Here is an 18,668-nt window from a genome sequence, read left to right as displayed (position 1 = left end):
TTCGATTGAAAACCGGCTCTTTTTCCGAGAACAGTGCTTATTTGCAGAGAATTTCTCTCATGTTAAGCGTCTGGGCCTGTTGCTTTTGGTCGGCCGAAAGCATCTCGTCGAGCATCATCATGCCGTGCTTGGCGCGGGTGTCTCCTGAGAGGTTGTAGAGCGCATAAGCGTAGCTCGGATTGTGTTTGACGCCTTTGCCTTCGGCATAGACAAGGGCCAGGTTGTTGGCGTGCATGGGTTCTGGCGCTTTGCAGAAGGCCGACTGATAGAGCGAAGCGGCTTTTCCGAAATCTTGTTTCACGCCTTTGCCTGAGAAGTACAGGTTGGCAAGATTGGTGTCGCTGCCGGCCGAACTCTTTTCTTTAAGCAGTCCGTACCAGTGTTGTGCAGACTGATAGTTTCCTTTGCTTTCGAAGTAAAGACCCACGGTGTAGGCCGCATCGGCGGCAATCACGTCGCTCGTACCGAACTTGATCGTGACGGCACGGTTGGCCCAGTCCAAGGCTTCTTTTTCGTTTCCTGTTTCCAGACAACTGTCGGTGAGCAGACTCGCAATTTCCTGCAGGCGAGCCGGGTGCGGCATTTCACCGCGGTAGACCGGAAAGTCTCCCTTTTCAACGAGCGAATAGGCTTTCTTCAATGCTTCTCGAGCCTTGATGGGATCGCGCTTGAGCGCATCGCCATCGGGAGCCCACAGGTAGCAGCGTCCCATGTCCTGATAGACGGCTGCCAAGTCCTTGGGATCGGTTGTTTCAAGAATGCCCGAGAGTGTGCGTTGGTACCACTTCACGGCTTCCGAACAGTTGATGCCAAAGAGCGACGCGTCGATGAACCCGTTGGCAATGCTTTGTGCGGCACTTGGCTTTTTACGGGGATCATCGCCATTGGCGGCAATAAAGCGGATACCGGAGATCTCTTGGTAGGCTTTTTCAAGTTGAGCGGCGAGATCTCCCTGTGAAACCGTACCGCTTTGAGCCTGATGTTTGGCGATGCGATAAGCGATCTCCATGCTTTCCTTGGCGCTGGAAGCATGATCGAACTTGTCTTGATAGTACTCGACGATACGATTTTCCTGGCCTGTGGCTTTGGCAAATTTTTCGAGCTGATAGAGCTCAAAGCTCATGCCCAGATCACCGATCGGATAAAAGAAGTTCTTGGCAAGGAACCGGTAGGCGTCAAGCGTGTCTTGAGCCGAGACATTGCCCTTGGCGTCGTGAAAGAGACTGTCGGCGAGCTTAAAGAGCAGGTTTTCTCCCGTATAACCCAATTTGCTTGCCTTTTGAAAGGCTTCGATGGCTTTGTGATAGTCGTCCGTGGAGAGATAAACGGAGGCCATGGCCGCTTCGGCCCAGCCGTCTTTGTTGAATTCGTTTTTGACGACGCTCTCAAGCACTGCCGCATCCATGGCACCGGCGATCTTCGCAGGATCAATGCGGTAGGCGAGCATTTTCTCAAAAAGTGTTTTTTGCACGGACTTGTCGTTGACTTTCAGGGCAATTTTGCAAAGCGTGGTGTAGTCCGAGTCGAGTGTGCGTTCATCGGCCGACTCAATGGCGGACTTCACAATGGCGGCAAACTGTTCGGGCGTGAGCTTGAGTTTGTCTTGCGTGAGCGCTCGCGCAATATCGAGTGAGGAATGCGTGGGCTTGCCGTTGAGTTTCTTTTCAACGGCCTCGTAGTTGCCTTCGCCCAGGCGTGAGTAGAAGAGTTTTAAGGAATCAAAATCCTTCTTTTGCAGGCAATTGTCGACTATTTTGTCGATTTCTGCGTCAGAAAGGCTGCTTTTGCCGTTTTTCTCGGTTTTGAGAAAAACATAGAGGCCCGCAAAACCGGGGTGCCCGGCTTTGTAGTTTTCAGTGACCCAGTTCTGGTAGAGCTTGGTGCTTTCGGCTTCGCTCAAATTGGCAACGCTTTTCTTTTCGCCGTAGAGCCAAGAGGCAAAGAGATAGTTGATTTTGTTGACGGGATAGATGCCGGCGTCGGTGAGGTTCTTAAAGACCGGTCCGATCAATTCGTGGGGCAGGTGCATCGACCATTCCATAAACCAGCGGTAGACCTGCGGATCAGAAGCGATGTTTTGCGCATACAGGCGGCAGGCTTGTGCGTGCTTGTCGCGATCAATGAGGCGCACTTTGAGCTGCGGCAGGTTGCCTTGGCGGCAGACGTAGGCGGCCGCGGCTTTGTCTCCTTTGACGGCAAGCTCGTATTTAGCCTGCATCTCAGCGACTTTGTCGGTGTAGGCAGTGGCGTTGGCAAGCGGAACAAAAAGACTCAGAGAGAATGCGGCAAGGCAGGTTTTCTTCAACATGGCAGAGAATGGGGAACCGAATCAAGAAGCGCCGATTATGGCAACCCAAAAACTTCGCGAAGCTTAACGAGGTCTTTGCATTGGACAAATGTCGCAAGAGTTGACAAGGCTGACTATGGAAATTTCCGATCATCGACTATCGGATTTTTCCATAGTCAATGAAAGAATTTTTCCGAAAGAATAGGCTCAGGAGGGGCGCCATGTATTTGCCCAGAACGGCCGAGAAAGAAATCGTGCAGCTCTCGGAAAACTTCAAAGTCGTCTTGGTGAGCGGTATGCGACAAGTTGGAAAAAGCACATTGCGCACACATTTATCTGACTAACGCCAGAAGACCGCCTGCGTGAGCTGGCGAATGAATGGCGTTGAGATTTGGGAAAAAGTATACAAAATTCTGCTCTTTGGTAAGATCTCGCGCACGAAAGTCAACTGCGCCTACAAATTCGAACTCATTCTGAAGCCCGAACAGAGGGCTAAGTGTGCTCAGTTTGTAGGTAATTGCCGCTACGTCTATAACAAGGCAGTTGAAATTCAGATTCGGCAGCTTGAAAACAAACGGCCGTTTGTCTCCTACAAGGAACTGGCTTCTCAGTTGGTTGGCTGGAAGATGGATGATTCTAGCCTCTGGTTGTCTGAATTTCCGGCCCAGACTTTGCAGCAGGCACTCAAGGATCTTGACCGCGGACTGAGGCGCTTTAAACAGCACAAAGGCGGCATGGTCCGGTTTAAGGCCCGTGGTGACGGCGCGTTGATTTGTATGACGCCACAACAACGGTTTTTGTCTGACGATGTTGTGGCCCACAGTCTCTGGCAGATTTAGCGGAAACGAGAAAGCGGCTCTGAAAGGCCGCCTTCTGTGAGATGACAAATAATCAACGATCAAACGTTGCTTTGAGTTGTGTGAATTCCATCAAACCATAGCGGCCGCCTTCGCGTCCGATGCCGCTTTGTTTGTAGCCTCCGAAGGGAGCAGTTACATCGCGCGGACCTCCGTTGACGTAGACATTGCCGGCCTTGATGCGTTTGGCCACGGACAAAGCGAGCTCGCGTTCGCCGAAAACGGCGGCATTTAGGCCATAGGGGGTATCGTTGGCAATGTCAACGGCCTCATCGACCGTCTTGTACGTGATCACGCAAAGTACGGGACCGAAGATTTCTTCACGAGCAATGCGCATGGAATTGGTGACGTTGACAAAGACCGTCGGCTTGATGAAGTAGCCTTTGCCGGCTTCAGGAGCTCGACCGCCGCAAAGCAATTCGGCGCCTTCCGATTGGCCGAGTTCAATGTACGAGAGCACCTTGTCGTATTGCGCTTTGGACGCCATCGGTCCGATGTTTGTCTTGGGATCCATCGGATCGCCCACGACGAGTTGCGGAATGCGACGCAGCAACAGCGCTTTGACCTTCTCGAGATCTGATTCAGGAACCAGAAGGCGGGTCAGTGCCGTGCAAGTTTGCCCGGAGTTGTAGAAAACGGAACCAAAGAGCTGATTGATGGCAGCCTCATAGTCTTCGCTCGGAAGCCAGATAAAAGGCGATTTTCCACCGAGCTCCAAAGAAATGCGTTTGACACCTTCCAGAGCCTTTTGGCTGAGCTTGATGCCAACAGCCGTCGATCCTGTAAAGGAGATCATGTCGACGAGCGGGTGTGTGGCAAGCGTGTCGCCTAGTTTTGATCCGCGTCCCGTGATCAGATTGACGGTTCCGGCCGGGAATCCGGCGCGATCAAGGGAATCCACGAGCAGATAGGCTGTCAGAGGTGTGTGCTGGCTGGGTTTAAGCACGACCGTATTGCCCATCAAAAGCGCCGGGATGATTTTCTGCACGACTTGTCCGAGCGGATAGTTCCATGGCGTGATGCAGGCGATGACGCCGACGGGCTCGCGAACGACGGTGCTTTGTTCGAACTGTTCTTCGAGAACGACCTTCTGGCTTTCGCGAATGTAGGACTCGATGCGGGTGAACTGATAGTCGCAGTGTGCGTTTGCCGAATAGCTGACGGGCGCTCCCAATTCCAGAGCTTCAAGCCGAATGATTTCGTCTCGGTAGGTTTTGAAGATTTCCAAGGCCTTTTGCATCAGCTCAACGCGTTTGGCAAGCGGAGTGGCAGACCAAGCGGGTAGCGCTGAGGCCGCTGCTTCAATGGCGGCAACGGCATCGGCAGGCGTGGCATCAGGGACGGTGGCAAAGGGAGCGCGTGTGGCGGGATTTTCGAGAGTGAGAACATCGGTGGTGCTTGGCTTGACCCAAGCGCCGCCGATATAAAAGCTGTCAAAACGGTAGGCCATAACAATCTTGCCGTTTGTGTTTTTGGCACAAAACGGCGCATTACAGGTATATGTCTAGACTAGCACCGTTCTCGTTTTTTAGGAGGTTTGGCATTTTTGCAACGACAAGAGATTTGGCTTTGCAATAGTCTGTTCTATGCCAATACCTGTTATCAGCAGTACCCAGCGAATGCCCGATCAACGCGAATTTTTCCCAAGCGTCATGTTGAACGCATAGCGTCTTCCCGGGTGGTAGGAAACAGAAATTTCGAGGACTTGTTCTTTGGCGTCAAGATAGTGGCGAAGGATGCGCAAGGCCGGTTCGCCGGCGGTTGCGCCGAGAATTTTGGCAATGTCGGCGGGTAGCGCAACAGCCTGAATGGACTGCTTGACTTGCACGCAGTGCTTGTGAAAAAGTTCTTCGATGAAGGTGATGATGAGCGTTTCGGGATGCTGCCGAGCTTGCGTCACGATTTCGCCGTAGGCGGCGTTGATGAAGACTTTCGTGCAGACAACGGCAGGATCTTCAGGATCGTTGCTTGTGCGCGTGTTGACAAAGCGTAGAAAGGTGGCACCGACGGCGCAATTGATGGCTTCGGCCAAACGCCGATCAGCTGTGACGAAATCAATGTCTGTGACGCGACGTCCGTAGTTATGACCGAAATCGTCGAGATCTCGAAGCGACGACAGTTTTTGATGGAAATTACGAGCACCGCCCGTTGAAATGACACGAGTACCGTTGTGCGCCTGTCGCTCAATGAGTCCTCGAGCTTTGAGTTCCTGTAGTGCCGCCCGCACGGTGTTGCGCGAAACTTTTTCTGTTTCCACAAGCATGAGTTCCGTGGGTAACTGAGAACCCAGCGGATAGCGTCCGGTTGCAATGCGATGCGCCAGTTTGTTGGCGAGTTTCTGCCACAGGAGTTCTTTTCGCATTTTGGTGTAGGCCGCTTGGCGTAGAAACGATACGGATTTCGAACAAGGTATTTGTACCACTAAATCCTGTTAAGACGTTTTTCCAAAATCAAAGAAAGCCTTGATTGATGGGGTATTTTTGCATTTGTTCCAAAGACCTATTGACAGAAATAAAGAAGGAACAAATATTAATCCTTTGATTTTTAACGATTTTTATCTTCGGACTCCCTCGACCTCTTGATATTGATCAAATCATTTGACGCGTTTCTTCGATCTCCGAAAGTTCTTTTTTGAAAATTCTCCGCAAGGGGCAAGCGACGCCGTAGTCGGTTTGAGGCTTGTTCTCATTGGATTTTTTAAACAGCTACAGGAGAGAAAAATGGCTTCCAGCGCAGTTGACAGCGTCATTCACGGCTTTTTGTTCAGCACGGACGAAATGCGCGAAATTTTCAGTGACAAGTCCTGGGCACAGAAATGGCTTGACACCGAGGCGGCTCTGGCCAAGGCGCAGGGCGAACTCGGCGTGATTCCGAAGGAAAAGGCCGACATTATTAACAAGTACGCCGATGCCAATCTGCTTGATTTGGCCTCGATCGGCGAGTTCTACAAGAGCTCCATCACGATTGTCCCGCTTCTGAAGGCTTTCAAGAAGGTGCTTCCGGATAACGCGGGTGAATTCGTACACTGGGGTGCGACGAGCCAGGACATCGTAGACACGGGTTTGGTGCTGCTCGAACGCGACGCTTATCAGGTGATCTTGCGCGACATGAAGGAGTGCCTTAAGCACTGCCTGACGCTGGCCAAGAAGTATCGCAATACCGCTCAGGCCGGCCGTACGCACGTCGTGCATGCCATTCCGATCACGTTCGGCTACAAGGCTGCCGTTTGGGCTGATGAACTCGGACGCGACATCGAACGTCTCGAAGCGATGAAGGATCGCGTGTTCGTCGGTGAAATGGCCGGTGCCGTCGGTACGCTTGCTTCTCAGCCTGAAAAGGGGCTCGAAACGCAAAAGCGCATGATGGAAATCCTGGGCTTGAACGTCCCGACGATTGCTTGGCACGTTGCTCGCGACAACCAGGCTGAGTTCGTGAGCACACTTGCAATTTGCGCCGGTACGATCGGCCGTATCAACCACGAAATCTTCTCTTTGCAGCACACCGAGATTCTTGAATTGGAAGAACCGTTCTTCATGGGTAAGGTCGGTTCCTCCACCATGCCGCACAAGCGCAATCCGGCGGTGCTGGAAAACGTGCTGGCTCTGTGCCGCAATGTGCGCAGCATTGCACCCTCCATCGTCGAATCGATGGTGAGTGAAAACGAACGCGACTGGGGCTGCTTCCTGTCCGAATGGGAAGCCATTCCGCGTGCCTGCCATATGTTCGGCGCTGCATTGCAGAAGTCCAAGTACATCCTTGAAAACCTCATCGTGTACGAAAAGCATATGGAACGCAATCTCAATGCCCAGAAGGGGCTGATGATGAGCGAATGCGTAATGATGCATCTGGCTCGCAAGCTCGGTCGTCTGACGGCTCACGAGATCGTCTACAAGAGCTGCATGAAGGCCTATGAACAGGAAGTTCCCTTAAAGCAGATCCTCATGCAGACCCCGGAAGTGACGCAAGCCTTCACGGAAGAGGAAGTTGACCTCATGCTCAACCCGCACAGCTACATCGGTCTTGCACCCGAATTCGTGGACCGCGTGGTCGCCAAGTGGGAAAACATCTGACGGAGTGATTAAAGGGAAGGTGCATGCCGCACCTTCCTGTCACTGTTTTCGGCTGGGCGACATGAGAAATCGTTCAGCCTGTCTTGCATCAAATCAAAGGAAAATTGTCATGGCTGAAAAACAAGTAAAGTGGTGGCAGTGGGCGATTCCGATTGTTTTGCTGTTGGGTATCTGGGTCAGTCCCGTTCCCGAAGGACTGACTGTTCAGGCCTGGCATATGTTTGCCATTTTCGTTGCCACGATTATCGGTATTCTGTGTGCTCCTATTGCTTCAGGCGCTTTGATGTTCATAGCGCTTGCCGTTACGATCTTTACCAATACTTTGAGTTTCAGTGCCGCACTGTCGGGCTTGGCTTCCGGTACGGTCTGGATGATTTTCTCGGCTTACGTGCTGTCTCTGGGCTTTGTTGAATCCGGTTTGGGACGCCGCATTGCCTACAAAATGCTTTCTCTGTTCGGCGGATCTTCGCTTGGGATTGCTTTCAGTCTGGGTGTTGCTGATCTCATCCTCGCGCCGGCTATGCCGAGTGTGACGGCTCGCTCGGGCGGCATTGTGTTGCCGGTGGCCAAGTCCATCAACATGGTGTTGGATTCTCAACCCGGTCCCAAGCAGGGTCGCATTGGCGAATTCCTCGTGATGACGTGCTTCCAGTTCACGCCGATTACGGGCGCCATGTTCATGACCGGTATGGCAGCCAATCCGTTGTGCGCCCAGTTGGCACAAAGCGGCCTGGGTCTGGAAATCAGCTGGGTCGGTTGGTTCTGGGCGGCTGTCGTGCCGGCAATGGTGTGCTTCTTCGTGATGCCGTTGTTGTCCTACAAGATCTTCAATCCGGAATTGAAGAAGACCCCTCAGGCCAAGCAAATGGGACGCGATGAGCTTCAGAAGATGGGCCCCCTGACGACACGTGAAAAGTGGGTTGCCGTCGGTTTCGTGCTGGCTCTGATCGGTTGGGGCACAACGATGCTTACCGGCTTGAACGCCAACGCCATTGGTATCGCACTGGCGGCTTTCCTCTTTGTGACGGGCGCCGTGAAGTGGAAGGAAGTGCTGAGCGATAAGGCGGCATGGGATACGGTCATTTGGTTTGGCGTGATCATTTCGCTGGCCACGGGCCTCACCAAGCTCGGCTTCGTGAAGTGGATGTCGGCGGGCTTTACCTCAATGCTTGTCGGTTTCGACTGGATGACGGCGTTCCTGATTCTGGGCTTTGCCTACATCTATTTGCACTACATCTTTGCGACGGCTTCCGGTCATGTGGCTGCGATGTACGTGCCCTTTGCCGCGGTGGCCATCGGTGCCGGCGCGCCTCCGATGATGGTGGCCATCTGCTTTGCCATCTTCTCGAACACGATGTGGGGCATTACGGAATATGCCGGCGGTCCCGGTCCGATCTACTTCGGTCAGGGCTACTTCGAACGTCCGCGTTTCTATAAGATCAACTTCATCCTGGTGACGACGAGTGTGCTCATCACGTTTGCCGTTGGTATGGGATGGTGGAAGATCATCGGTTTGTACTGATCGCCGAAATTTCGGTCGGGCAAGTTTTTTTGTCCGACCGATGCAAAAACAAATCCCGCCGAAGACATGGACGTTTTCAGCGGGATTTTTTTCGTAGCGGAGTCTAGCGATTATTCAAAGTCGCTTTCTTTGCAGACTTCAACAACCCAGCCTTCCGGAGCTTCGATTTCGCACGCCTGGATGCCGGTGAGCGTTTCACGCAACTTGCCGGAGATTTCGCCCATCTTGTCCATACCGGAGGGCAGTGCGATGACGCCGTCCTTGGTGTGAATTTCGCCGATCGGTGCGAGAACGGCAGCAGTACCGCACAAGGCGGCTTCCTTGAAGTCTTTGACTTCTTCCAGCGCAACCTTGCGTTCGATCACATTGAGACCGAGGTAGTGTTCGCCGACATATACGAGCGAACGGCGGGTGATCGAAGGCAGAATCGAATCGGACTTCGGAACAATCAGGTTGTTGTCTTTATCGACAAAGATGACATTGGCGCCGCCCGCTTCTTCCACATAAGTGCGGGATGCCGGATCCAGATAAATATTTTCAGCAAAGCCGTGACGATGAGCTTCCATCGTGGGATACAAACTCATAGCATAGTTAAGACCGGCTTTGACGTGACCGGTACCGCGGGGAGCGGCGCGATCGTAGTCGGACACGCGCACCTTCAAGGGCTTGACGGCGCCCTGGAAATATGCGCCCACAGGCATAACCGTGATGCGGAAGAGAAATTCATGAGCAGGAGCAACGCCGATCTGCGGGCCGGAGCCGATCATGAACGGGCGAATATACAAAGAGGCACCCGTGCCGAAAGGAGGTACCCATGCGGCGTTGGCTCGTACGGTATCCACAACGGCCTGCACGAACTTGTCTTCCGGGAATGCGGGCATTTCCAGACGGCGCGCCGTGTTAGCCATACGCTCGGCATTCATGTCGGGGCGGAACGTGACGATGCGACCGTCTTTTGTGGTGTAGGCCTTTAAGCCCTCAAAGCAGCTCTGAGCATAGTGAAACACGCAGGCTGCCTCCGAGAGGACGATGTTGGGGTCAGTTACCAGACCGCCTTCATCCCAAGATCCATCTTTCCAGTTCGCTTGATAACGAAAGTCCGTCGGACGATAGGCGAATCCGAGTTTGGACCAATCAAGAGGTTTCTTTTGCATTTGCAATTGTCTCCGCGAGTTTGTTTTTTATCGGAATCCTTTCCGGCTGTCTGCGCGACGAGGTAGGCGCAGGCGGCGTAACGAAAAAATAATACTCCCGTTTTAGTCCAAAGCGTCTAGGCAAAATTCCCTGCAAAACAAGCGCGGCCGGTGGAAAGACACCACCGACCGCGATTGAATTTTTCGCCAGATTGTGTTTAACCCGCTCGAACTTCGGCTTCAACCTTGTCAAAGGTTTCGCAGATTTCGTTGTCGGGAGCTTCCGTGAGAAGACTCACAACATAGATGGCGATGGCGGCAAAGAGGAAGCCCGGAACGATTTCGTAGAGACCGAACCAGTTGAATTGGTGCCAAATTAGGACTGTGGCTGCGCCCGTAAACATACCGGCCATGGCGCCGTATTTGTTCATGCGTTTCCACCAGAGGCTGATGAGGATCACCGGGCCGAAGGCCGCACCGAATCCTGCCCAGGCGTAGCTAACAAGCGAGAGCACCAGGCTTTGCGGATCCATGGCGATGAAGATGGCCACAAACGAAATCAGCAGCACCATCATTCGACCGAACCACAACAGTTCCCATTGGTTGGCCTTGGGGCGAATGAAGCCGCGGTAGAAATCCTGAGTCAGGGTCGATGAGCAAACCAGCAACTGGCAGGAGAGCGTGCTCATGACAGCTGCCAGAATCGCAGCCATCAGAATGCCGCCGATCCAGGGATTGAAGAGCACCTGCGAGAGCACGATGAAGACGCGCTCGTGGTTTTCCGTAACGAGCGTGGCCTGATCCGGATGCGCAGCAAAGTAGGCCGAACCAAAGAAGCCCACCGAGACGGCGCCACCAAGGCAAAAGATCATCCAGATCAGAGAAATGCGGCATGCGCGAGGAATCACCTTGATTGAGCGCGTAGCCATGAAGCGCACCAGAATATGCGGCTGTCCGAAGTAGCCTAAACCCCAGGCGATGAGACTGAGTACGCCGATAAAGGTCTGATGCGAGAGCATGTTGACCATGTTGACGTCGATGGCTTTGACTTGTTCAACGGCACTCGAAAAGCCGCCGAGATCGGTCATCACGACGATGGGCGTTACGACGAGCGCCACGCACATGAGCGAAGCCTGGAAAGTGTCCGTCCAGCTTACTGCCAAGAATCCGCCGATGAACACATAAATGATGGTTGCAGCCGCGCCGATCCAGACAGCGCGTTCATAGCTCATGTCGAAGGTGTTTTCAAAAAGGCGGGCACCGGCCACAACGCCGCTCGCACAATAGATCGTGAAAAACACCAAAATGACGACGGCCGCGAGAATGCGCAGCATGCGCGTATCGTCCTTAAAGCGATGCGTGAAAAAGTCGGGAAGCGTCAGGGCATTATGAGAAACTTCGGTGTATACGCGCAGGCGGGCTGCGACGAATTTCCAATTCAGATAGGTACCGAGCGTGAGGCCGATTGCAATCCAGCTTTCCGTGATGCCCGAAAGAAACACGGCGCCGGGCAAGCCCATCAGCAGCCAGCCGCTCATGTCGGAAGCGCCGACGGAAAGAGCCGTCACAACGCCACCGAGACTACGGCCGCCCAAAATGTAGTCGTTGAAGTTGCGGGTGTATCGCCAGGCGACAAAGCCCAGGATCACCATCAAAATCATGTAGCCGGTAAAAGTAATGGCGGTCGGATTAGAAAACATCTCTTTGGTTCTTTTTGTGATTGGCGGCGCACAGTCACATCAGCGGATTCGACTTTACGCCGTATTTTCTTTTGAGAGATTGCTGCGGCTTCGGGGCAGGCCGCATGGCAGAAAAAAGAGACGGGAGCCGCGAGGCAACTCCCGCACTGCATTTGGAATTGTACCCGCCTTGAGCCTGCGCCTTTTCCTTAGAAGGCTAGACGCAGGTCAAGGAGACGGCACTAAATGTCTCCGTAGAGATCTTTATGTACCAAAACGGCTACGTTGGAGTCACTCCAGACGTTGAGAGTTGTTTCGATAGCGTCGATCACAGCGTAGAAGGGCAGGATAACGCCCATAAGCAGAATGGGGACATTCATGCTGGCCAGCAGGCTAGCCGAAAGGAAGAAGCATCCCATCGGAACGCCTGCGTTGCCCACCGCAGCGATCGTGGCAATGAAGATCCAGACGGCGAGTGTTGACCAGGTAATGTCAACACCTGCGTTTTGCATGAGGTAGACGACCGTAATCAAAATAAAGGCGGCGCATCCGTTCATGTTGATGGTTGTGCACATCGGCAGCACAAAGCGCGAAACGCTTTCTTTAACACCGAGATTGACTTCCGAGCAGCGCATGGTTACGGGCAACGTTCCTGCCGACGACTTCGAGAAGAAAGCGACGGTCAAAGCCGGCAACATGCCCTTAAAGACCCGAATCGGGTTGATGCCGCGCAGCAAAAGAAGCGCAGGCAGCACGATGAGCATCTGGATGAAGTTGGCTGTGAGCACCGTTGCGAAATAGGTGCCAAGACCGCCCACGGCAACACCGGCGTTGATTTCTTTGGCCAGTACCGTGAAAAAGCCGAAGATACCCAACGGAAGAATCATGATGATCCAGCCCACCAGCGTGAAGAGCACAGCCTGAAGGCCCGAGAAGAAGGCCATCAGCACTCGCTGTTCGCGGCTGTCATGCGGCAGTTTGGCAATGGCGATACCGACGGCGGCGGCAATCAGCAAAACCGAAAGAACGTTGGCCGACAAGAACGGCGCAATCGCGTTGTCGGGGACAACGGATGTGATGTAGTCAAAGTAGCTCTTGCCTTTGATGCCTGCGATGGCGGCTGACGCTTCGGTCGTGTCGCTTAGGGTTACGTTGGCGGGCGAAAAGACTTCAAAAAGAATTGCTGCCAGCGAGGCGGCCAAAATTGTGGTCAGAAGCGTGTAGAAAACGCTGTGACGGAAAATGCGTCCGGATTCCGTAGAACGCGAAATCTGCGAGAGCGTGGCAATGATCGATACGGCGATGATCGGAACTGCGATGAAACGGAACAGACGAATGAAGATCGTCGAGATGAATTCACCCGTCTGAATCCAAAATTCGGAACCGTAAAAGCCGTTGATGAGGCCCAAAATGATGGCGATGACATAGAGGACGGCTTGAATCGTCTGCATCCGTTTTTCGTGCGGATTCATCACCGGGCGCTGCATCTGTGTGGAGTCTGCAGTCATTTTTTTCTCCCCGAGGTCCAACTTTTTGAAAAGTCGACTTTTTTTATGGTGTGAGTTCGCCGAACTCAATCAAATCCAAGTTATCAGCTGAGTTCGACGAAAGGGTATGCACGGGCGCGTACCTGCCCAGAAGTTTCATTAAGGGCAGGGACTACGGTGTGACGTAGGTTGCCGTGATTTTTGCGGTTGCCAGAGCCATGGCGTTGAGCATGAAGCCTGCGTTGGCGGCGGTGGCGCCGTCGGGCAGGTCAAGTTTTTCCACCGGCAGTGCCCAAACCGTAAATACGTAGCGATGCATGCCGTGTCCCGAGGGAGGACAGGCGCCGCCAAAGCCTTTGGTGCCGTAATCTGTTGTCAATTCACGTGCCGGAGCGGCAAGTTTTGCGCCTTCGGTCAGCGTCGTGACATTGGCCGGGATGTCGAGTGCAACCCAGTGCCACCAGCCGGAGCCGGTCGGAGCGTCCGGATCGTAGCAGGTGACCGCAAAACTCTTTGTCTCCGCAGGAAAGTCGCCCCAGGAAAGTTCGGGGGACAGATTGCCTCCATTCAGGGAGTGCTTGGCGGGCATGCGGGAGCCTTCTTCAAGGCTCGGGGACTTCAGATACATAATCAATCCTTTCGAAAGTTGTCGATGCCGTGAAGGCTAGCCGACACATATCTGCCGATTCTATCCGACCGCTCTTATAAAAACCTTGAGAAACTTCCGTCAAAAGACGTAGTCCGACAGAAAGAGGCAAAAAAGGCGAAACCTGTAACGGCTTCGCCCTTTTGTCGGGACATCAAGTCAAAACGTTGACCGGATTATTCCCATTCGATCGTGGCAGGCGGCTTGCCCGAGACGTCGTAGACGACGCGATTGATGCCCTTCACTTCGTTGATGATTCGGTTGGAGACGGTGGCCAAAAGCGAGTACGGCAGCTCGGACCACTTGGCGGTCATGAAGTCGCTCGTTTCAACCGAACGCAGGCTCACAACCCAGTCGTAGGTGCGGCCATCGCCCATGACGCCCACACTCTTGACGGGCAGGAATACAACGAAAGCCTGGCTTACCTTGTCGTACCAGCCGGCGCGGCGCAGTTCTTCGATGAAGATGGCGTCGGCTTCGCGCAGCAGATCGGCATATTCACGCTTGACCTCACCCAAGATACGAACGCCCAGACCCGGTCCCGGGAACGGGTGGCGGTAGACCATTTCGTAGGGAAGGCCCAGCTCGACACCGAGTTCGCGCACTTCATCCTTAAAGAGCGAACGCAGCGGTTCGAGTAGCTTCAGGTGAAGCGTTTCGGGCAGACCGCCCACATTGTGGTGGCTCTTGATGGTCTTGGCCTTCTTGGTCTTGGCCCCGGCCGATTCGATGACGTCCGGATAGATCGTGCCTTGAGCAAGCCACTTGGCGTTGGAGAGCTTTTCGGCCTCTTCCTGGAAGACATTTACGAATTCGCGACCGATGATCTTGCGCTTCTGTTCAGGATCGGTGACGCCGGCGAGTTCTCCCATGAAGCGATCGACGGCGTCGACCACAATGAGCTTCAGACCCATGTTCTTTTCGAAGGTTTCGCGAACCTGTTCGCGTTCACCCTTGCGCAGCAGACCGTTGTCGACGAACACGCAGGTAAGCTTGTCGCCAATGGCGCGGTGAATGAGTGCGGCGGCAACCGAGCTGTCCACGCCGCCCGAAAGGCCGAGAATGACTTCTTCGCCGTTGGTCTGCTTGCGGATCATTTCGACGGCTTCGGCGATATAGTCGCCCATCACCCAGTCGGGCTTGCAGTGGCAGATATCCGTGACAAAGCGCTTGAGCATGAGGCTGCCCTGCACGGTGTGCGTGACTTCCGGATGGAATTGCACGGCGTAGAAACCGCGGGTTTCATCGGCCATGCCGGCGATCGGGCAGGACGGAGTCGAGCACATCAGCTTGAAGCCTTCGGGCATGACGGTGACTTTGTCGCCGTGGCTCATCCAAACCTTGAGCATGCCTTCGCCTTCGGGACCTTTGAAGTCTTCGATGCCCTCAAGAAGCTTGGTGTGGTTATGGGCGCGTACTTCGGCGTAGCCGAATTCGCGCTTGGAGCCGCTTTCTACGCGACCGCCAAGCTGCTGGGCCATCGTCTGCATGCCGTAGCAGATGCCGAGCACGGGAACTCCGGCACTGAACACGGCCGGACTCACCTGATCGTTGGACTCTTCGTAGGCGCTCATGTGAGAGCCTGACAGAATGATGCCCTTGGGATTGAATTCGCGGATGAAGTCAGCGGAAACGTCGTTGGGGTGCACTTCGCAGTACACATGAGCTTCACGCACACGGCGTGCGATGAGCTGCGTCACCTGGCTTCCGAAATCGAGAATAAGAATGCGATCGTGTAGCATGTCTGGAAATTTGAGCGGTGCGGGGCCGCCGTCAGCGGGCAAGCTGACAAAAATTTTGCTTGAGAGGCGGCGGTAAAAAGAAACGGCGCGGGGTAAAACCCGCGCCGCGTTATTTTAACCTACCTAGGCAGGATTAGTTTTCCTGACGGTAGTTCGGGGCTTCCTTCGTGATCTTCACGTCGTGGACGTGGCTTTCACGCCAGCCGGCGGCCGTGATTTCGACGAATTCGGCGCGAGAGCGCATTTCGTCGATCGTGCGGCAGCCGCAGTAGCCCATCGAGGAGCGCAGACCACCGGCCATCTGGTAGAGGATCGTCACCACGGAGCCCTTGAACGGCACCATGCCTTCGATGCCTTCCGGCACGAGCTTGTCGAGATTGCCCGAGTTGTTGTCCTGGAAGTAGCGGTCGGCGGAACCCTTGAACATGGCGCCCAAAGAGCCCATGCCGCGGTAACTCTTGTAGGAGCGGCCCTGGTAGAGGATCACTTCGCCGGGGGCTTCTTCGGTACCGGCGAGCATGCCACCCATCATGACGCAGTTGGCGCCGGCAGCGATGGCCTTGGCGATGTCGCCCGAGAAGCGGATACCGCCGTCAGCGATCAGGGGAACGCCGGTGCCTTCAAGCGCTTCAGCAACGTTGCTGATGGCGGAAATCTGAGGAACGCCCACGCCGGCCACGATACGGGTCGTGCAGATGGAGCCCGGACCGATACCGACCTTGACGGCGTCGGCGCCGTGGTCAACCAGAGCGCGGGCAGCGGCGCCGGTAGCGATGTTGCCGCCGATCACCTGCAGGTTGGGGTAGTTCTTCTTGACCCATGCCACACGGTCGAGCACGCCTTTGCTGTGGCCGTGAGCCGTGTCGACGACGACCACGTCCACGCCGGCTTCAACGAGCAATTCAAGACGTTCTTCGGTACCGGCACCCACGCCGATCGAGGCGCCTGCCAGCAACTTGCCTTCGCTGTCCTTGGCGGCATAGGGATGCTCGGTAGCCTTGATGATGTCCTTGACAGTAATGAGGCCGCAGAGGTTGAAGTCCTTATCGACCACGAGCACGCGTTCAAGACGATTCTCGTGCATCAAACGCTTGGCTTCGTCAAGGCTGGAGCCTTCCTGGACAGTCACGAGACGATCGCGCGGGGTCATCACCTCGCGCACGGGAGCTTCCATACGGGATTCGAAGCGAAGGTCACGGTTGGTGACCATGCCCAGAACATGACGGCCTTCGACGACCGGCACGCCGCTGATGCGGTGTTCCTGGCACATGCGGATCACGTCGCCCACGAGCATGTCAGGGCCGACCGTGATCGGATCGCTCACAACGCCCGATTCGTGGCGCTTGACCTTGGCGACTTCAGCAGCCTGTTGCTGAGCGGTGAGATTCTTGTGAATGATGCCGATGCCGCCTTCCTGAGCCATAGCGATGGCCAGGTTGGCTTCGGAAACCGTGTCCATAGCGGCGGACACCATCGGAAGATTCAGGGTAATTTCGCGAGTCAGACGCGTGCGCAGTTGCACATCGCGGGGGAGAACTTCAGAGTAGGCGGGGACGAGCAGAACGTCGTCGAAGGTGAGTGCCTTCTGCAGGAGACGCATTTTCGGTAACCTCAAAGCAAAAAAAAAACGGGTCGCAGTGCCGGACGTTCGCCCAAGAGGCCCCGGATGCTTTTGGTTAACCTCACATTATAGGCACAAAATATGTCCTATTGAAAGAGGTTTTCGGATTTAAGACGAAAAATTTTCAGGCCTCTGTTTCGTCCAAAGGCTTGATGAGCTGATGAATGCCGCCGTGACGCGGGCGCGGGACGGCCGTGCGCTCCTTGTTCTGTGCGCGCAGGCGGCGCACTTCCATGGGCGAAAGCGCAAGCGCTACGGCAATATCGATGCGATCGTCCGGCTTCAGAACGGTCTCGGGCGTGCATTTTTCGCAGAAGATGCCGCAGGTAGTTTCGCGGGGAAAGCCGGCCGATTCGAGTGCATCAGCAACCACAGCTCCTTCGGAAACGTCGAGTTCATGCAGCTCGGCACCCCCTTTTCGTCGGGGACAACAAATGTAAACGCGCATGGAGTTCACGGGTATGAAAAAGCGCGGGTCAAGACCGAGGCCTTTTGCCGCGCTTGGTTGTTTCAAACAGTCTGAAGCCGCTTAGATGACCACGCAGGGAGCTTCGCCGGCGGGCAGTTCGCGAATCTCGCCGATCGTGTAGACCGTTTCGCCTTCGGCTTCAAAGAGCGCCTTGGCGCGTTCGGCGTCGGCCGCGTCGACCACGATGGCCATGCCGATGCCGTTATTGAAGACGCGGTGCATTTCGTGGGCGTCAATGTTGCCCTTTTCCTGCAGCCAGTCGAAGATGGCCGGACGCTTCCAGCTGTCAGCGTGCACCACGCACTGGGTGCCTTCGGGCAGAACGCGCGGAATGTTTTCCACCAGACCGCCGCCCGTGATGTGAGCCATGCCCTTGATCTTCACGGACTTCATCACGTTGAGGACCTGCTTGACGTAGATTCGGGTGGGTTCCATTGCGCGGTCAGCGAGCGTGGCGCCGTCAAAGGGCATGTTCCAGTCGGCGCCGGAGACTTCCACCACTTTGCGGATGAGGGAGAAGCCATTGGAGTGCGGGCCGGAGCTAGCCAGACCGATCACAACGTCGCCCGGTTTGATGCTCTTGCCGTCAATAATTTCGTCTTTTTCAACGATGCCCACGGCAAAGCCCGCGAGGTCGTATTCGCCATCGGGGTACATACCCGGCATTTCAGCCGTTTCGCCGCCGATCAGCGCGCAGCCGGCGAGTTCGCAACCGTGAGCGATGCCCTTGACAACGCGTTCGGCCGTGTCAACGTCGAGCTTTCCGCAGCCGAAGTAGTCAAGGAAGAAGAGGCTCTTGGCACCCTGCACGAGGATGTCGTTGACGCTCATGGCGACCAGATCCTGACCCACCGTATCATGACGGTTAAGCTGGAAGGCGAGCATGAGCTTTGTTCCCACGCCGTCGGTACCTGAGACGAGTACCGGGTTTTTGTATTCTTTGCTGATTTCAAAGAGAGCACCGAATCCGCCGATGGAGCCGAGAACACCGGGGATCATGGTGCGCTTGGCGGCGGGTTTGATGCGATCAACGAGTTCATCGCCGTTGTCGATGGAGACGCCGGCGGCGGCATAGGAAAGCTGAGTCATTGTTTTGATGAGGCAATCAAGAGAATTTAGAACGCCGAAGCCGGCTTCGCGCTAAACTTAAGCGCC

General features: G+C 54.8%; 14 protein-coding genes. 3 read left to right on the top strand and 11 right to left on the bottom strand.

All coding sequences use genetic code 11. The annotated features are described in order from the left end of the window. Positions 1–37: 37 nt before the first annotated feature. Positions 38–2,308, bottom strand: coding sequence for a tetratricopeptide repeat protein (locus tag DW133_RS00350; protein ID WP_118274113.1), 2,271 nt, complete (start codon positions 2,306–2,308; stop codon positions 38–40). A 341-nt stretch (positions 2,309–2,649) separates the two neighbouring features. On the opposite strand from DW133_RS00350, the gene DW133_RS00345 reads away from it, so the two are divergent. Then, positions 2,650–3,126 carry a helix-turn-helix domain-containing protein gene (locus DW133_RS00345; protein ID WP_118274111.1) on the top strand — a complete coding sequence of 159 codons (477 nt, stop codon included), beginning with the start codon at positions 2,650–2,652 and terminating at the stop codon, positions 3,124–3,126. Positions 3,127–3,178: 52 nt separating this feature from the next. Here the strand turns inward: DW133_RS00345 and DW133_RS00340 are convergent, their stop codons facing one another. Together DW133_RS00340 and DW133_RS00335 are read right to left on the bottom strand one after the other, a co-directional pair. Then, the gene (locus DW133_RS00340) at positions 3,179–4,594 is read right to left on the bottom strand and encodes an aldehyde dehydrogenase family protein (RefSeq protein ID WP_118274109.1); all 1,416 of its coding nucleotides are present in this window, start codon (positions 4,592–4,594) and stop codon (positions 3,179–3,181) included. Positions 4,595–4,771: 177 nt separating this feature from the next. Next, positions 4,772–5,506: a GntR family transcriptional regulator gene (locus DW133_RS00335; RefSeq protein WP_118274107.1), complete on the bottom strand. Its 735-nt coding sequence runs from the start codon at positions 5,504–5,506 to the stop codon at positions 4,772–4,774. Between the two features lie 358 nt (positions 5,507–5,864). Here DW133_RS00335 and purB point away from each other — a divergent pair, with 358 nt between their 5' ends. Then, the gene (purB, locus tag DW133_RS00330) at positions 5,865–7,214 is read left to right on the top strand and encodes an adenylosuccinate lyase (RefSeq protein WP_118274105.1); all 1,350 of its coding nucleotides are present in this window, start codon (positions 5,865–5,867) and stop codon (positions 7,212–7,214) included. Positions 7,215–7,323: 109 nt separating this feature from the next. Continuing rightward, positions 7,324–8,736: a DASS family sodium-coupled anion symporter gene (locus tag DW133_RS00325; RefSeq protein ID WP_118274103.1), complete on the top strand. Its 1,413-nt coding sequence runs from the start codon at positions 7,324–7,326 to the stop codon at positions 8,734–8,736. Positions 8,737–8,846: 110 nt separating this feature from the next. On the opposite strand, the gene DW133_RS00320 is transcribed toward DW133_RS00325, so the two are convergent. The 8 genes from DW133_RS00320 to purM all read right to left on the bottom strand — a co-directional run bounded on the left by DW133_RS00320 (position 8,847) and on the right by purM (position 18,602). Further along, a complete protein-coding gene (locus tag DW133_RS00320; RefSeq protein ID WP_255415066.1) occupies positions 8,847–9,896 on the bottom strand; it encodes a branched-chain amino acid aminotransferase in 1,050 nt (349 codons plus the stop codon). A 191-nt stretch (positions 9,897–10,087) separates the two neighbouring features. Further along, complete coding sequence (gene putP / locus DW133_RS00315) at positions 10,088–11,569, bottom strand: sodium/proline symporter PutP (protein WP_118274099.1); 1,482 nt, start codon at positions 11,567–11,569, stop codon at positions 10,088–10,090. A 221-nt stretch (positions 11,570–11,790) separates the two neighbouring features. Beyond that, a complete protein-coding gene (locus DW133_RS00310) occupies positions 11,791–13,056 on the bottom strand; it encodes a dicarboxylate/amino acid:cation symporter (RefSeq protein WP_233542062.1) in 1,266 nt (421 codons plus the stop codon). Between the two features lie 151 nt (positions 13,057–13,207). Further along, positions 13,208–13,663 carry a YbhB/YbcL family Raf kinase inhibitor-like protein gene (locus DW133_RS00305; RefSeq protein ID WP_118274097.1) on the bottom strand — a complete coding sequence of 152 codons (456 nt, stop codon included), beginning with the start codon at positions 13,661–13,663 and terminating at the stop codon, positions 13,208–13,210. Between the two features lie 194 nt (positions 13,664–13,857). After that, positions 13,858–15,423 (bottom strand): glutamine-hydrolyzing GMP synthase, encoded by a 1,566-nt coding sequence (gene guaA, locus DW133_RS00300; RefSeq protein ID WP_118274639.1) that lies wholly within the window; start codon positions 15,421–15,423, stop codon positions 13,858–13,860. 133 nt (positions 15,424–15,556) lie between these two features. Continuing rightward, positions 15,557–17,023, bottom strand: a complete 1,467-nt coding sequence (guaB, locus tag DW133_RS00295) for an IMP dehydrogenase (RefSeq protein WP_118274095.1) — start codon at positions 17,021–17,023, stop codon at positions 15,557–15,559. A gap of 145 nt (positions 17,024–17,168) precedes the next feature. Beyond that, on the bottom strand, positions 17,169–17,492 hold the full coding sequence (locus DW133_RS00290; protein ID WP_118274093.1) for an RnfH family protein: 324 nt from the start codon (positions 17,490–17,492) through the stop codon (positions 17,169–17,171). An 81-nt stretch (positions 17,493–17,573) separates the two neighbouring features. Continuing rightward, on the bottom strand, positions 17,574–18,602 hold the full coding sequence (purM, locus tag DW133_RS00285) for a phosphoribosylformylglycinamidine cyclo-ligase (protein ID WP_118274091.1): 1,029 nt from the start codon (positions 18,600–18,602) through the stop codon (positions 17,574–17,576). Positions 18,603–18,668: the final 66 nt, after the last annotated feature.

Origin of the sequence: Sutterella sp. AM11-39, assembly GCF_003472385.1 — a bacterium.
Classification (GTDB): domain Bacteria; phylum Pseudomonadota; class Gammaproteobacteria; order Burkholderiales; family Burkholderiaceae_F; genus Duodenibacillus; species Duodenibacillus intestinigallinarum.
The sequence above is the reverse complement of the archived record's forward strand: the minus strand, read 5'-3'. Positions and strand labels throughout refer to the sequence as shown.

What these genes read in the sequence shown, in the direction of transcription:
- DW133_RS00350 (WP_118274113.1), bottom strand. Translation starts at nt 2,308, where the DNA reads ATGTTGAAGAAAACCTGCCTTGCCGCATTCTCTCTGAGTCTTTTTGTT.
- DW133_RS00340 (WP_118274109.1), bottom strand. Translation starts at nt 4,594, where the DNA reads ATGGCCTACCGTTTTGACAGCTTTTATATCGGCGGCGCTTGGGTCAAG.
- DW133_RS00335 (WP_118274107.1), bottom strand. Translation starts at nt 5,506, where the DNA reads ATGCGAAAAGAACTCCTGTGGCAGAAACTCGCCAACAAACTGGCGCAT.
- purB (WP_118274105.1), top strand. Translation starts at nt 5,865, where the DNA reads ATGGCTTCCAGCGCAGTTGACAGCGTCATTCACGGCTTTTTGTTCAGC.
- DW133_RS00325 (WP_118274103.1), top strand. Translation starts at nt 7,324, where the DNA reads ATGGCTGAAAAACAAGTAAAGTGGTGGCAGTGGGCGATTCCGATTGTT.
- putP (WP_118274099.1), bottom strand. Translation starts at nt 11,569, where the DNA reads ATGTTTTCTAATCCGACCGCCATTACTTTTACCGGCTACATGATTTTG.
- DW133_RS00310 (WP_233542062.1), bottom strand. Translation starts at nt 13,056, where the DNA reads ATGACTGCAGACTCCACACAGATGCAGCGCCCGGTGATGAATCCGCAC.
- DW133_RS00305 (WP_118274097.1), bottom strand. Translation starts at nt 13,663, where the DNA reads ATGTATCTGAAGTCCCCGAGCCTTGAAGAAGGCTCCCGCATGCCCGCC.
- guaA (WP_118274639.1), bottom strand. Translation starts at nt 15,423, where the DNA reads ATGCTACACGATCGCATTCTTATTCTCGATTTCGGAAGCCAGGTGACG.
- guaB (WP_118274095.1), bottom strand. Translation starts at nt 17,023, where the DNA reads ATGCGTCTCCTGCAGAAGGCACTCACCTTCGACGACGTTCTGCTCGTC.
- DW133_RS00290 (WP_118274093.1), bottom strand. Translation starts at nt 17,492, where the DNA reads ATGCGCGTTTACATTTGTTGTCCCCGACGAAAAGGGGGTGCCGAGCTG.
- purM (WP_118274091.1), bottom strand. Translation starts at nt 18,602, where the DNA reads ATGACTCAGCTTTCCTATGCCGCCGCCGGCGTCTCCATCGACAACGGC.